Origin of the sequence: Aquimarina aggregata, from assembly GCF_001632745.1 — a bacterium.
GTDB classification, from domain to species: Bacteria; Bacteroidota; Bacteroidia; order Flavobacteriales; family Flavobacteriaceae; genus Aquimarina; species Aquimarina aggregata.
In genome coordinates this window covers 146,553-161,071 of the sequence record NZ_LQRT01000002.1, presented here as the reverse complement: position 1 = coordinate 161,071, position 14,519 = coordinate 146,553, and the positions used below count along the sequence as shown (strand labels likewise).

Below are 14,519 nucleotides of genomic sequence, written 5' to 3'. Positions count from 1 at the left end.
TTTGACGATTAGCAAAAAGTAAACCATAAATCTACAACACTCCTCACCTTCTAGTATGTTTTTTTATAAAAATTATTCGCTCTAAATTATAGATAAATTTACGGTTTAACCGTAATTATAATTTATCAATAGTTCGTAGCTTTAAACGACTTAAAAAAACCTAAACACTTACAATTCTGTTATACTTTAAAAAGTAAGCACAATTTTCTTTATAGCTACCATTTATATGGATACATTAAACTTTTATCAAATATCAATATTCTTATTACAAGGTTTAATTGCCGGGGCTATGATACTTACACTATTCAGGTTAAGAGGAATGTTTGGTTTAAGTTTGTTATTTACTTCTCTTGGGCTTTTTCAGTTCATACAGGTTTTTCTAGCAAGTACTTTGTATTTTAAAATCTCTGAGCATTTTTTAGTTTCACCAGGATCTACAGTTTTATTTTCTGCTTCGATGTTTGCTGTGCTATTGATATATATTAAAGAAGATGCAATGACAGCCCGAAAACTTATTTATGCATTGGTTATAGCCAATATTGTACTATGTTTTTTACTGTTATCATTTAGATTAAATATTGAAGGCTCATATAGCTACAATCCATTTGATATTTCAACAGAATTCTTCTACACCAATGTATTTGTTCTATTTATCGGCACAGGTATTCTTTATCTAGATTCTTTATTAATTATTTTTCTGTATGAATTCATATCCAAACGTACCTCGCATTTATTTCTTAGAATTTTAATAACAATGGTATTGGTATTGGCTTTTGATGCAGTAGCTTTTTCTGCTGGTTCTTTTTGGTATTTTGAAGATGTAGGTACTATTCTTTATTCTGGTTTAGTTGCTAAAGTTTTTATGGCAATCTTTTTTAGTGTTTTATTTACTATTTATTTAAAGTTTTTTGAAAAAGAAGTATATCAAACAAACTATTTAACTTTTAAAGATATTTTTTATTCACTTACCTACAAACAAAAGTTTGAAGTTGCCGAAAAAGCAGTACAACTTACAGAAAACAGGTATCATACTTTAACTAACCTTATCCCAGTTGGAGTTTTTATGACTAAAGCTGATGGAAAAACGACTTTTGTTAATGCAAAATGGTGTGACCTTTCTGGATTAACCCAAGAAGAAGCATTAAATGATGGTTGGCTTAATGCTGTGCACCCCGAAGATAGAATACGATTAAAAAAGGGGTGGTATGATGATGCTGAAAAAAGAAAAGATTCGGATGCCGAATATCGTTTTCTAAGAGATGACGGGACCGTAATCTGGGTATTAGGACAGGCTATTCCCGAATACAATGAAAAAAAACAAATTATAGGTTATGTAGGTACTCTAACCGATATTACTAATATTAAACTTTATGAATTAGAATTAAATCGTTTAAAAGAAAAAGCAGAAGAAAGTGACCGCCTTAAATCTGCTTTTCTTGCAAACATGAGTCATGAGATAAGAACACCTATGAATGGTGTTTTGGGATTAGCAGAACTTTTAAAAGAGCCCAAATTAACCGGAGATGAGCAGCATCTATATTTAGACCTTATAAAAGAAAGTGGTGCACGAATGCTTAATATTATTAAGGATATTATTGATATTTCAAAAATCGAAGCTAATCAGGTAAGTATGTTCTCTAACCAGATAAACATAAATGAACAAACAGATTATTTATATAACTTCTTTAAACCAGAAACAGATACTAAGGGGATTACACTAGTATTAGAAAATGGATTACCTACAGAAAAAGCTGTTGTAGAAACTGATAAAGAAAAATTTAATGCTGTATTGACAAATCTTGTGAAAAATGCTATTAAATATACTAATGAAGGAACTATATCTTTTGGATATCATCTAAAGAATGATTTTTTAGAGTTTTACATAAAAGATACGGGTATTGGTATACCTCAAAATAGACAAGATGCCATTTTTGATCGTTTTGTACAAGCCGATATTGAAGATCGATATGCCTTAGAGGGTGCGGGTATAGGTCTTTCTATTGCTAAAGCTTATACAGAAATGTTAAATGGTAAAATCTGGGTCGAAAGTGAAGAAAATAAAGGATCTACATTTTATTTTACCATACCTTACACTATATAAGCTCTTATAGAAATATCACTAATCTTTTCTAACAATTTTAGCACCAATAGCACGTAATCGTTCATCTATATTTTCATACCCTCTGTCAATCTGTTCTATATTATGAATAACCGATGTTCCTTTAGCACTTAATGCTGCGATTAATAATGAAATCCCTGCTCGAATATCGGGAGATACCATTGTCGTAGCTTTTAACGTAGACTTAAAATCATGACCTATTATAGTTGCTCTATGTGGGTCACACAAAATAATTTTTGCTCCCATATCGATAAGTTTGTCTACAAAAAACAAACGACTTTCAAACATTTTTTGATGTACCATTACCTCACCTCTGGCTTGTGTGGCAACCACAAGCACAATACTCAATAAATCCGGAGTAAACCCTGGCCAAGGTGCATCTGCTATGGTCATAAATGAGCCATCGATATAACTTTCTATTTGGTATCCATTTGAATGTGCAGGAATAAAAATATCATCTCCAACTTTTTCTAAAGTTATCCCTAATTTCCTAAATGTATTTGGAATAACACCAAGGTTTTCCCAACTTACATTTTTGATTGTAATCTCACTTTTAGTCATCGCTGCTAGACCAATCCATGAACCTATTTCAATCATATCAGGTAATACACGATGATGACATCCTACTAAACTCTTTACTCCTTCAATGACTAATAAATTAGACCCTACTCCACTAATATTAGCGCCCATAGAGTTTAGCATCTTGCATAATTGCTGCAAATAAGGTTCGCAGGCGGCATTATATATGGTAGTTTTTCCTTTAGCTAATACTGCAGCCATAACAATGTTCGCAGTACCAGTTACAGAAGCTTCATCTAATAACATATACGTTCCTGTCAAACCGTTTGGAGCCTCTACTCCATAAAAACGTTCTTCTTTGTTATATCTAAACGTAGCACCTAGATTAATAAAACCTTCAAAATGTGTATCTAAACGTCTTCTTCCTATTTTATCTCCTCCAGGACGTGGAATATATCCTTTACCAAATCTTGCCAATAATGGACCAACAATCATAATAGATCCTCTAAGGCCACTTCCTTCTTTCTTAAATTGTTCGCTTTCTAAATAATCTAAATCAAGAGCATCACTTTTAAAGGTGTATGTTCCTTTATCAACTTTTTGAATTTTTACTCCTAAATTATTAAGAATACCAATAAGCTTATTAACATCTCTAATATCAGGTATATTAGAAATTGTTATTTCTTCAGGAGTTAATAATACTGCACAAAGAATTTGAAGAGCCTCATTTTTTGCTCCTTGTGGCGTAATCTCACCTTTGAGCTGATGTCCCCCTTCGATCTGAAAAGTCCCCATGTAATTGTTCGTAAGTTAGTCGTTAGTAATCGTGTAGTTGGTGCTTTTTATTTAGTAACGTTTTTTTCCTCTACTTCTATAGTTCTTTTTACCACCAGAATTATTGCTAGAGTGTTTTTTCTTATTGTTTCCTCTTAATAAGTTTGAGGCTTCAATTAGATCTTCTGTACTACCTTTTAGATTAATTTTACCATCACTAAGTTCATACAAGTGATTAAAAATAGCCATATCCTCTACTGTATCTTTATTCCAATTAAGATAACATTTTTTCATATGATTAGCTATAGTAAAAGTCAAAGCTGTCTTTAACTCTCCATCTTCCCAACTATTCGCTACATCTATCATTCTCTTAATATTATTTCCATAAAAACGATATTTTGGAAAATTTTGTGGGTAGTCTAATGGTTCAGGACGTTCTTGAAGTTTTTCTTTAGTTAATACTGGAAATGGAGTATCAACATCAAGTTTGAAATCACTCATAATAAATAGTTGATCCCATAACTTATGTTGAAATTCTGGAACATCACGAAGGTGAGGTTGTAAATTACCCATTACCGCTATGATTGACTTTGCTACTTTATTTCGCTCTTCTTTATCTTCAATAGCAACAGTATGATTTATCATTTTCTGTAAATGACGACCATACTCTGGTATAATAAGTTTTTCTCTTTCTGTATTATATTCTAAATTATCAATTATCATGAAAAAAAATTTAAGTGAAGTATTTGCGACGATTACGTAACAATATCATTCGCTTCGCAAAATACTAAAATAAAACAAGTATGTTATCCTGAGTGGAGAAATTTATTTACAATGATATAACACCTTCAACCTTAACAGCTATTTCTTTATATTTAAGAATCACCTGATCGGGGTTTTTCATTCGCACATTAACAGAAACACTTGTGTATTTACCATTACGTGATTGTTTGGTACTAATTACTGCTCCTAAATTATCAAATATAGTTTCTATTTGCTCTATTTTTGTAACATCGGTAGGGACAATAAACTTATATAAATATGCAGTTGGCCATAAGGCCGTATCTGCTAATTGTAATTTTAATTTTTTATAAAACTCTTCTTGATTTTTCATATATGCTTTAACGCAAATTTCGCACCAAAGATAAGTGATCTTGTTTATAAAATAAAGTTGAAAAGCCAAAGTATTACTTTCTAATTAAGAAAATTTATCTTTAAACAGAGTATCATATTCTTCTATCGTATCAATATCGTTCCCTTTGCCTATTGCCGAGACTTTTTTAACGTTATTAATATGTTTCTTTATAATATATCGAGCCCCAAAATCCTCTTTCAAATTTGTTAATTCATTAAAAATAACACCTGAAAATATGGCAGGAACTCCTATCCTATCTCCGAGATCTGATGCAATTATAGCATGGTTATTCTTTTCAAACTCTAAAATCAAATCATGCAAATATTCCTTTTCAAGTAACGGTTGATCTACCAAAGTAATTAATATCGCATCATAAGATTCATCTTCATTAAGAATCGTATTAACACCAAAACTTATTGTAGTCCCCATACCAGCACTCCAATTAGAATTTTTTAATATAGTGACTTGAAAATGGGCTATTTCTTGATAAACTAAATTATAATTTGCTCCTAAAACGACATAAGTGGATACATTTTCAATTTCCAGAGTTTGCATGATAGCATGACTTATTAAGGTGGTATTTCCCCATCGTAATAATTGTTTTGGAGTCCCCATTCTGCTAGAAGACCCTGCTGCCAAAATAAGGTGAGCAATCTTAGGTTTTATTTGAAAGGACATTTAAATGTTTTCGTTTTACATCATCATGAATAGCCCCTTTCTTGTCCTGTAATGGTATTGGTTTCTGGTTTCTTATTACCGATAGAATTTCTGCTATTATCGCAATTGCTATTTCTTGTGGAGTCTCTGCCCCTAAATTTAATCCTGCTGGACCATGTAAAATATCTAAAAACTCTTCTGAAATCTCTGGGTGGTACTCTATAAATGCTGAAATTAATTTTTCTCTACGTCTAGCAGGACCTAATAAACCTATATAAATTGGATTATACTCTTTTAAAGCCTGTAGATACAATACATCTTTTGCAAAATTATGAGTCATTAAAATAATTGCTGTTTGATCATCAACATGATCAAGCTTTACATCTTCGGGTCCACAATTATGAATTTTATTGGCCCCTGGAAATTCTTTAAGTTGTTTAGGGCTCTGAGGAGTACTAACAACCTCAATTTCCCAACCAGTAACAGAAGCTAGTTGACATAACACTACCGCATCGTGTTCTGCCCCTATAATAATCAAACGAAAACAAGGTTCCATTATTCTTTGAAAACAAGGCAATGCGGTTGTCTGTGGTAAGTTGCTTGAAAAAGAGATTTTCTGCTCTTCTTCAAACTGAATCACAGACCCCATATTTTTATTCGTTTCCGTTTTCGAAAAATACGATGTGATTTCAAAAGGTTTTCTTGAACTTAAATGTTTTTTTATTGAATCAATTACAGTTTCATCAATATCAAAGGGTTCTATAAGTATATATAGAATACCTTCACAACCAAGACGGTATTTACCATCATAGGTCATAATTTTTGGAATTCCAGATTGAAAAACCGATTGTGATTGGCGCAATACTTCTTTCTCTACGCAACCTCCACTAACAGCTCCTTTGGCAACCCCATTTTGTAAAATTAACATACCTACTCCTGGTCTTCTGTATGAAGAACCTTCTACATCAACCACAGTAGCCATAACAGCAAGAATTCCTTGCTGTCTGGCTTTTTCATAAGATGTTATAATTTCTTTAAATTCGTGCGTCATATATACCCAAATCTACCCAAGAGGGGCTTTAGTTTTCATATGTTTAATAAAGGGTTGTTTATACAAACGAATTCCTTTTGCTGCTTTAATAGCATTGGCAACAGCGGCACCTGCTGGCGGCAATGTAGGTTCTCCTAATCCCGTTGGTGCTATATCGCTCTCAATAAAGTGGGTTTCTACTACAGGAGTTTCATTAATTCTTATTAATCGGTATGTGTTAAAATTTACATCCTGAGGCTCTCCATTTTTAAAAGAAAAATCACCATACATAGCATGACCAACACCATCGATGACACCACCTTCTATTTGGTTCTTAGCTCCTAAAGGATTTACAACGATACCACAATCAACAACGCATGTAACCTTTTTTACTACAGGAATATCATTCTCTAGAACCACATCAGCTACTTCGGCAACATGCGTATTATGACAATAATATGCACTAAAACCTTGATAAACCCCTTCTTTAGCATTACCCCATCCTGATTTATCTACAGCAACTTTTATGACTTTTTCTAATCGTTCAGGAGAGTACTGAATACGCTCATCTGTAGTTCCTTTAACCTTTTGTAATAAATCTAAACGAAGCTGAATACGATCTTTTTCTAAGATTTCTGCCACTTCATCAAAGAAACTTTGTTCTGCAAATGACAAGAAATTAGTATATGGGGCTCTCCAGGCACCTGTAGTAATTTTGCTATTATAATTTGCTACATCAACTTGGTAGTTTTCTACTGCACCTGCAGGAAAGAAATTCGGGATTAATCCATACATATTTGAATTAACAGATGCTTCTTTAAGATGATATCCTGTAATTTCGCCATCTTTTATAGAAGCTGCTATTCTATATTTAATTGCCGGTCTATAAATTCCTGCAGACATGTCATCTTCTCGAGAATACACTACTTTTACAGTTTTTTTTGCCAAATTAGAAATCTCTGCAGCTTCCAAAGCAAAATCCCCATACAATCTTCTTCCAAATCCTCCTCCCATTCTTGTCATGTCGACTGAAACTTCTTCTGGTTTTCTATCTAGTAATTCAGCTACTCGTCTTGCCGTTCCTGCTGGAGTTTGAATAGGTCCTACTAAACGAACTTTATCTGTTGTCACATCTGCAAAGAAGTTCATAGGCTCCATACAGTTATGTGGTAAAAATGGAGATTCATATGTTCTTTCTACTATCTGATCTGCTGCTGCAAAGGCTTTTTTAACATCACCATCAGATCTCATAGTGTTAAACTCTGAGCCTCCTAAAAGATCTGTTAAAATCTTATCATGATCTTCAGTATTCTCAAGTTTATCATCAGATGTCCAATTGGCTTTTAGTGCTTTCTTCCCTTTCATAGCTGCCCATGTATTAGTGGCTAAAACAGCTACTTTATCTCCGAATTTAATTACATCTTTTACACCATTAATAGCTCTGGCATCTGTATCATCAAAATCAACAAGTTTATTACCAAAAGCAGGAGGTCTTAATACCACAGCATATGACATACCTTCTTCCTTATAATCTAATCCATACAAAGGTTGACCTGTTGTAATTTTTTCTACATCTACATTACTTGCATCTTTTCCTATTATTTTGAAATCTTTTGGTTCTTTTAACGCTACTTTTTCTGGAACTTCTAAAGCGGCGGCTTCTTTTACAACATCTCCATATCCTAAAGTATCACCATTAGTATTGGTAATTACTCCATTTTCTGTTTTACATTCTGATGGTGCTATTCCCCATCTTGCAGCAGCTGCATTCACCAACATTTGTCTGGCAGTTGCACCGGTTTGACGTAATGGTTCCCATCCATGTCTTATGGATTGACTTCCACCAGCTACTTGACGCGTAAAATTTTTAGTATCTAAAGCCCCTTGTACGACATGCACTTTATCCCATGACACATCAAGTTCTTCTGCAATAAGCATTGGCATAGAAGTTTTGACTCCTTGCCCTATTTCAGGGTTTGGCGAAAAAATTGTAACCATACCATTGTCGGCTATTTTTATAAATGCATTAAAATCATTAAAGTTCAATTTGGCGATATCAACAGGTGGTGCTACTTCAGGTTTACACGCTTGAAAAAGATTAAAACCAATCAACATTCCTCCACCAGCAAGGGTAGATGTTTTTATAAAGGACCTTCTGCTAAAAGAAGGTGAAACACTTTTCTTCATTTTTTGTGAAATTTAAATTGATTAGCTCATTTTACTAGCTGCAAGTTCTACCGCCTTTTCTATTCTATTATACGAAGCGCATCTGCAAATATTCCCACTCATAGCATCTCGAATTTCTGATCTATTAGGGTTCTTTTTTTCATTTAAAAATGCCGTTGCAGACATTATTTGTCCAGCTTGACAGTAACCACATTGTGGCACATCTATTTCTTTCCAAGCTTGTTGTACAGGATGCGTACCATCTTCAGAAATACCTTCAATAGTGGTAATTTCGCTATCTTCTATCATCGATACCTGAAGTAAACAACTTCTAGTAGCAGATCCATCGATATGCACAGTACAAGCACCACATTGACCGATACCACAGCCAAATTTAGTTCCAACCATATCTAAATGATCTCGAAGCACCCATAAAAGAGGGGTATCCTGATCGGCTTCAATGGCATGAGCTTTTCCATTTATTTTTAAATTATAAACTGGCATGAGTTTTGATTTTTTATGTTTAACTAGTCTAAATAAAGCAATTAACCATGAATTGCTACTTAATGTACTAAAAATTCATTTTAATGATTTCAACTTTAACAGACCTTTATAGTTCTATTAATACTATTTTCAAAATCCCTTTATAATTCCGAGATTTGCATTAAAACCATTCTTTTGACAAACAAGAAAATTGTTATTACTGGCGGGCCATCTACAGGTAAAACTACTATTATAAAACATTTAGAAAGCATTGGAGAAAAGTGCCTTCATGAAATATCGCGGCAAGTTACTTTAGAAGCTCAGGAACAAGGGGTTGAACAACTGTTTCTTGAAGATCCAACTTTGTTTAGCAAAAAACTTCTTGAAGGACGTGTTCAACAATTTATCGAAGCTCAAGAACTTATTTCATCACGAATATTTTTAGATAGAGGTATTCCTGATGTACTCGCATACATGAATTATGCTAATGAAATAAATCCTCCTAGTTTCGTAGAAGCCTGTAAAAAACACAAGTATGACACTATCTTTTTGCTTCCCCCTTGGGAAGATATTCATGAAACAGATAATGAACGATATGAAAGTTTTGATCAAGCTTTACAAATACATCATCACCTTTATGAAACGTATACCTCATTTGGATATGATTGTATTGAGGTTCCCTTTGGCAAAGTAGATGATCGTAGTAATTTCATTATAGAAAATGTTTTATAATTTTGATAAACTCACCTCTTCAAATATTAGAGCAGTACTGGAAACATAACAGTTTTAAACCTTTACAGGAAGAAGTAATTAATTCTGTTTTAGAAGCAAATGACACCTTTGCATTATTGCCAACAGGTGGAGGAAAATCTATATGCTTTCAAATACCCGCTCTACTTAAAGAAGGGATTTGTATTGTAATATCACCATTGATTGCCCTTATGCAGGATCAGGTTTCAAACCTCCAGGCAAAAGGAATTAAAGCCATTGCATTACCAAGTGGTATCAAATACTCTGAACTAGATACCTTACTTGACAACTGTATTTATGGAAATTATAAGTTTTTATACCTCTCTCCAGAAAGATTGCAGCAAGACATCGTTAAAGAGCGATTAAAGCAAATGAATATTAATCTTATCGCAGTTGATGAAGCGCATTGTATTTCTCAATGGGGAAACGACTTTCGCCCATCCTATAAAAAAATAAAAATTCTTAAGGATTTAAAACCAACCGCTCCTGTTATAGCATTAACAGCGTCTGCTACATCTCGAGTAGTTGATGATATTATTTCTGAACTAGATCTTTTTCAAACGAAAATATTTAGACAATCTTTTTTTAGATCTAATTTAGGGTATTGGGTTATTAAAGCTGAAGATAAAATATACAAAATAAATCAGATATTAAATAAATACCCCGGAACTTCTATTATTTATGTAAGAAACAGAAAAACAGCAGTAGAACTAAGTGACTTTTTAAACTCTAGCGGGTCCAGTGCTTCATATTATCATGGGGGCGTAGACGCTATAGAAAAAACAAAAAGATTCAAACTATGGCATAAAGAAGAAATTCGTGTTATGGTAGCAACTAGTGCTTTTGGTATGGGAATTGACAAACCCAATGTACGCACTGTAATACATTATAATATCCCAGAAAGTATCGAAAGTTACTTTCAAGAAGCAGGAAGAGCCGGAAGAGATGGCAAAAAGGCCTTTGCGTTTCTTTTAAAAAACGAAACAGATAACAATAGACTGAACAATCAATTTATAAAAGTATTACCAGATACCGATACCGTTAAAATCGTATATAGAAAATTAAGTAATTACTTTCGAATATCTTATGGAGAAGGCGAACAGTCTATCCATGAATTTGATTTCAATACTTTCTGTAAAACATACGATATCAATACACTTGTATCTTATAATGTGTTGCAATTTCTTGACCGTTGTGGAGTTATACGATTCACACAGCGATTCACAAAAAAAAGTAGTCTACAAATACTCACCACTGGGAACCAATTATTAACGTATATAGAGAACAACAAAAATTACGAAATAGTGCTTAAGACTATTTTGAGAACTTATGGAGGTATCTTTGATGAAAAAATTGCTATAAATATCCCTGTTATAGCCTCCAAAGTCAATTTAGATGAAAAAGAAGTGATTATGTTATTACAAAAACTTCATGCTTCTGAATTAGTCGATTTTAACTATAAGCAATATGATGCAGAAATCATCTTTTTGGTTCCGAGAGAAGATGATCATACAATTAATAGAATTAAACATCATTTAACCGAACAGAATAACGAAAAAATTAAAAAGGTAAATGCAATACTCAAATTCTCAGAAAACAATAGTCAATGTAAAAGTGTACAGTTACTAAATTACTTTGGAGAAAAAGAAGCTAAAGAATGTGGTATCTGTAGTTTTTGTAGTAACAAACAAAAAAATCATAAAAAACACGATATAACTAAAATACAAGAAGATATTATAAGGCTTTTACGAGAAAAAAAATTATCTTCAAGAGATTTGATAGCTATGTTAGCTTATCCAGAAGAAATTATTCTCGACGTTTTACGTGAAATGAATGCACATCAAATAATAAAAATAAATCACAACAATAATTACCAACTACTAAAAAAATGAGAGATTTACGAATCATATTCATGGGAACCCCAGATTTTGCTGTCGATACTTTAAAAACTATCGTTGAAAACAAATACAATGTTGTTGGTGTTATAACTGCACCTGATAGGCCTGCTGGCAGAGGTAGAAAATTAAAAGCTTCTGCCGTTAAAGAATATGCATTAACTAAACATCTAAATATATTACAACCAACAAATTTAAAAGATCCTGATTTTATAAAAGAACTAGAAGCTCTTAAACCAAACCTTAATGTAGTTGTAGCGTTTAGAATGCTTCCAAAGATAGTTTGGGATATGCCAGAATATGGCACATTTAACTTACATGCATCTCTGTTGCCAGATTACAGAGGAGCAGCTCCTATAAACTGGGCTGTTATTAATGGAGAACAAAAAACAGGTGTGACTACTTTTTTTATTGATGAAAAAATAGACACAGGTCATATCATTTTACAAAAGGAAGTGGCTATTGATGATAATGATACCGCTGGAGTACTTCATGATAAACTAATGACAGAAGGATCATTACTTGTATTACAAACTTTAGAATTAATTAAAGAAAACACTTTTACTATAAAAGAACAACCTAAAGAAGCCAAGTTTAAAACTGCATACAAATTAAATCGTGAGAATACAAAAATAGATTGGAATGATGATATTAATATCATTAATAACCTTATTCGAGGTTTAAGTCCGTATCCAGCTGCTTGGTGTGAACTACAAAATAATGGTATAACACAAAACATAAAAATATATAATGCAATACCCCTAACGGAAGTTCATAATTTTGAAGTGGGAAAAATTGTGATCGAAGATACTATGATCAAGGTAGCAGTTAACAATGGGTATCTAATTATTACCAAATTACAACTCCCTGGAAAAAAAGCAATGGAAAGTAATGCCCTCTTAAATGGATATACTTTTTACAGAGACGCTAAAATGGTCTGAGGCTAGAGTATAGTTAGGATTTAAAAATCATCAAAAAACTTTATTGTTTATTAACAATCCCCTTGAGTTATCAACAAAACCCTGTATTTACTGGGCTAATCCTTGCACAAATCATAAATCCGTATAAATTTGTAGAGCGTTTAACATAAAGATTGGTTTAACCAACAATTAATTTAAAAACAGAATTATGAACAAAACAGAATTAATCGATGCAATGGCAGCTGATGCTGGAATCACAAAAGCAGCGGCTAAAAAAGCCTTAGAATCTTTTTTAGGAAACGTTGAAGGTAGCCTTAAAAAAGGTGATCGTGTTTCTTTAGTAGGATTCGGATCTTGGTCAGTTTCTAAAAGAGCTGCAAGAGAAGGTAGAAACCCACAAACAGGTAAAACTATCAAAATTGCTGCTAAAAACGTTGTTAAGTTTAAAGCTGGTGCTGATTTATCTAGTTCAGTAAATTAATCAGCTCTTTTCGATATTATTTAAAGCCCTTGATAATCAAGGGCTTTTTTTATTGATTACCAACAAAAACACCAAACAGCTTTGATTATTAGAAATATTTATTTAGCTTTAAGATAATCAAAGCCATCATATGATATCACTTCAACCATCAAAAGGACATCTATTAATTGCCGAACCATCTATAATCGGTGATGTGTCTTTTAATCGCTCTGTAGTACTTCTTGCAGATCATAGCGAACATGGTTCTATTGGTTTTATAATGAATAAACCTCTTGATTATCGATTAGCAGATCTTGTTCCTGAAATTGAATCGGAATTTAAAATTTATAATGGCGGTCCTGTTGAACAGGATAATTTATATTTTATTCATAAAGTTCCTGATCTCATACCAAATAGTGTAGAGATATCTTCAGGAATTTATTGGGGAGGAGATTTTTCTGTTGTTTCTGTACTCATTTCAGAAAACAAAATAACCCCTAATGAAATACGATTTTTCCTAGGGTATTCTGGATGGGACTCTGAACAATTAAATCAAGAGCTTGAAGCCAATTCTTGGGTAATTGTAGAAAATAGTTACAAGAAAAACATATTCGTAAAGTCATATGACACCTTTTGGAAAGAAAAAATGATTGAATTAGGAGGCGACTACTTACTTTGGTCTAATGCTCCAGAAGATCCAACATATAACTAACTACTTATAATATAATTTTACGTATTCAATCTTATTTTGGTATTTAATATACCCAATAATCGTTTGCTTATTTCTACAGTATACTCCTTTTTCCTAAATTTAGTAATAGGTACAATTCCTTGTATTACATTGGTAACAAATAATTCATCTGCCTTTTGCAATTCAAACGGAGAAATTGAGGCTTCTAGTACCTCATAATCTTTTAGTTCTTTAAGTATTCTCAACAATTGTGTTCTTAGTACACCTTTAAGACAACCATCAACTATTGGCGGTGTTTTTATAGTATTTCCTTTTACTAAGAATAAATTTCCATTTAAAGCTTCGATAATCATTTTATTCGAATTCATCAACAAGCAATTGTCAAACTTATTTTCTTTAGCAAATATACCAGCCAAAATATTGGTTATCTTGTTATTAGTTTTTAAGGTAGAAAGTAAATCTGCCGCTACATAATGATCTTTAAAAAGAGTCACTTCACACAAAGTTTCAGGTATATGATAAAAACCAGAATCTAGGGACGATACGGATATAGAGTATTCTACTTCATTTGATTTTGGAGTATATAAACCACCAGAGATCCTATGTACAATAATTTTGATTCTGGCGGCCTTTTTCTCCAGACCACTCTCTTTTATTAATTCTTTAATTTCTTGTTCTAAAAGCTCCGGAGTAAAACGCATGGGTATTTGCATTCTTAATATACGCATTGAGGCCATCAATCTAAAATAATGATCTTCCCAAAATAAAATATCACTGGCATTTACACGTATAGTTTCAAATACAGCATCTCCATATGCATATCCTCTATTTTTATACAAGCTTTCGTCTGTATCTTTTACAAGATTTCCATTAATATTGATCATAAAAAAAGTCCCATAAAATTTGAATTTCTATGGGGA

General features: G+C 32.6%; 14 protein-coding genes. 6 read left to right on the top strand and 8 right to left on the bottom strand.

Annotated features, from left to right (window positions below):
- Nucleotides 1-226 precede the first annotated feature (226 nt).
- Nucleotides 227-2,101, top strand: a complete 1,875-nt coding sequence (locus AWE51_RS02475) for a sensor histidine kinase (protein WP_066308991.1) — start codon at nt 227-229, stop codon at nt 2,099-2,101.
- An 18-nt stretch (nt 2,102-2,119) separates the two neighbouring features.
- Here AWE51_RS02475 and murA read toward each other — a convergent pair whose 3' ends face one another.
- The 7 genes from murA to AWE51_RS02440 all read right to left on the bottom strand — a co-directional run bounded on the left by murA (nt 2,120) and on the right by AWE51_RS02440 (nt 8,904).
- Complete coding sequence (gene murA, locus AWE51_RS02470) at nt 2,120-3,433, bottom strand: UDP-N-acetylglucosamine 1-carboxyvinyltransferase (RefSeq protein ID WP_066308989.1); 1,314 nt, start codon at nt 3,431-3,433, stop codon at nt 2,120-2,122.
- A gap of 51 nt (nt 3,434-3,484) precedes the next feature.
- Nucleotides 3,485-4,135, bottom strand: coding sequence for a DUF4290 domain-containing protein (locus AWE51_RS02465; RefSeq protein ID WP_066308988.1), 651 nt, complete (start codon nt 4,133-4,135; stop codon nt 3,485-3,487).
- Between the two features lie 106 nt (nt 4,136-4,241).
- Nucleotides 4,242-4,526 carry a DUF493 family protein gene (locus tag AWE51_RS02460; protein WP_066308987.1) on the bottom strand — a complete coding sequence of 95 codons (285 nt, stop codon included), beginning with the start codon at nt 4,524-4,526 and terminating at the stop codon, nt 4,242-4,244.
- Nucleotides 4,527-4,610: 84 nt separating this feature from the next.
- On the bottom strand, nt 4,611-5,225 hold the full coding sequence (locus AWE51_RS02455; RefSeq protein ID WP_066308985.1) for a nucleotidyltransferase family protein: 615 nt from the start codon (nt 5,223-5,225) through the stop codon (nt 4,611-4,613).
- Nucleotides 5,203-6,255 carry an XdhC family protein gene (locus tag AWE51_RS02450; protein ID WP_066308982.1) on the bottom strand — a complete coding sequence of 351 codons (1,053 nt, stop codon included), beginning with the start codon at nt 6,253-6,255 and terminating at the stop codon, nt 5,203-5,205. The genes AWE51_RS02455 and AWE51_RS02450 overlap by 23 nt, the downstream gene beginning before the upstream one ends.
- A gap of 12 nt (nt 6,256-6,267) precedes the next feature.
- Entirely contained in the window at nt 6,268-8,421 is a 2,154-nt protein-coding gene (locus AWE51_RS02445; RefSeq protein WP_066308980.1) for a xanthine dehydrogenase family protein molybdopterin-binding subunit, read from the bottom strand.
- Between the two features lie 21 nt (nt 8,422-8,442).
- The gene (locus AWE51_RS02440; RefSeq protein ID WP_066308978.1) at nt 8,443-8,904 is read right to left on the bottom strand and encodes a (2Fe-2S)-binding protein; all 462 of its coding nucleotides are present in this window, start codon (nt 8,902-8,904) and stop codon (nt 8,443-8,445) included.
- A 174-nt stretch (nt 8,905-9,078) separates the two neighbouring features.
- Between AWE51_RS02440 and AWE51_RS02435 the strand changes: the two genes are divergently transcribed.
- The 5 genes from AWE51_RS02435 to AWE51_RS02415 all read left to right on the top strand — a co-directional run bounded on the left by AWE51_RS02435 (nt 9,079) and on the right by AWE51_RS02415 (nt 13,620).
- Nucleotides 9,079-9,615, top strand: coding sequence for an AAA family ATPase (locus AWE51_RS02435; protein ID WP_066308976.1), 537 nt, complete (start codon nt 9,079-9,081; stop codon nt 9,613-9,615).
- Nucleotides 9,616-9,617: 2 nt separating this feature from the next.
- Nucleotides 9,618-11,525, top strand: coding sequence for a RecQ family ATP-dependent DNA helicase (locus AWE51_RS02430; RefSeq protein WP_317041810.1), 1,908 nt, complete (start codon nt 9,618-9,620; stop codon nt 11,523-11,525).
- Entirely contained in the window at nt 11,522-12,469 is a 948-nt protein-coding gene (gene fmt, locus AWE51_RS02425; protein ID WP_066308971.1) for a methionyl-tRNA formyltransferase, read from the top strand. Before AWE51_RS02430 ends, fmt begins: the two co-directional genes overlap by 4 nt.
- Before the next feature lie 187 nt (nt 12,470-12,656).
- The gene (locus AWE51_RS02420; protein ID WP_027391128.1) at nt 12,657-12,929 is read left to right on the top strand and encodes an HU family DNA-binding protein; all 273 of its coding nucleotides are present in this window, start codon (nt 12,657-12,659) and stop codon (nt 12,927-12,929) included.
- A gap of 130 nt (nt 12,930-13,059) precedes the next feature.
- Nucleotides 13,060-13,620: a YqgE/AlgH family protein gene (locus AWE51_RS02415; RefSeq protein WP_066308968.1), complete on the top strand. Its 561-nt coding sequence runs from the start codon at nt 13,060-13,062 to the stop codon at nt 13,618-13,620.
- 17 nt (nt 13,621-13,637) lie between these two features.
- Here the strand turns inward: AWE51_RS02415 and AWE51_RS02410 are convergent, their stop codons facing one another.
- A complete protein-coding gene (locus AWE51_RS02410) occupies nt 13,638-14,483 on the bottom strand; it encodes an aminotransferase class IV (RefSeq protein WP_066308967.1) in 846 nt (281 codons plus the stop codon).
- Between the last annotated feature and the right edge of the window lie 36 nt (nt 14,484-14,519).

Bases quoted from the DNA above. Each gene is read 5' to 3' on its own strand.
- AWE51_RS02475 (WP_066308991.1), top strand. From the start codon at position 227: ATGGATACATTAAACTTTTATCAAATATCAATATTCTTATTACAAGGT.
- murA (WP_066308989.1), bottom strand. From the start codon at position 3,433: ATGGGGACTTTTCAGATCGAAGGGGGACATCAGCTCAAAGGTGAGATT.
- AWE51_RS02465 (WP_066308988.1), bottom strand. From the start codon at position 4,135: ATGATAATTGATAATTTAGAATATAATACAGAAAGAGAAAAACTTATT.
- AWE51_RS02460 (WP_066308987.1), bottom strand. From the start codon at position 4,526: ATGAAAAATCAAGAAGAGTTTTATAAAAAATTAAAATTACAATTAGCA.
- AWE51_RS02455 (WP_066308985.1), bottom strand. From the start codon at position 5,225: ATGTCCTTTCAAATAAAACCTAAGATTGCTCACCTTATTTTGGCAGCA.
- AWE51_RS02450 (WP_066308982.1), bottom strand. From the start codon at position 6,255: ATGACGCACGAATTTAAAGAAATTATAACATCTTATGAAAAAGCCAGA.
- AWE51_RS02445 (WP_066308980.1), bottom strand. From the start codon at position 8,421: ATGAAGAAAAGTGTTTCACCTTCTTTTAGCAGAAGGTCCTTTATAAAA.
- AWE51_RS02440 (WP_066308978.1), bottom strand. From the start codon at position 8,904: ATGCCAGTTTATAATTTAAAAATAAATGGAAAAGCTCATGCCATTGAA.
- fmt (WP_066308971.1), top strand. From the start codon at position 11,522: ATGAGAGATTTACGAATCATATTCATGGGAACCCCAGATTTTGCTGTC.
- AWE51_RS02420 (WP_027391128.1), top strand. From the start codon at position 12,657: ATGAACAAAACAGAATTAATCGATGCAATGGCAGCTGATGCTGGAATC.
- AWE51_RS02415 (WP_066308968.1), top strand. From the start codon at position 13,060: ATGATATCACTTCAACCATCAAAAGGACATCTATTAATTGCCGAACCA.
- AWE51_RS02410 (WP_066308967.1), bottom strand. From the start codon at position 14,483: ATGATCAATATTAATGGAAATCTTGTAAAAGATACAGACGAAAGCTTG.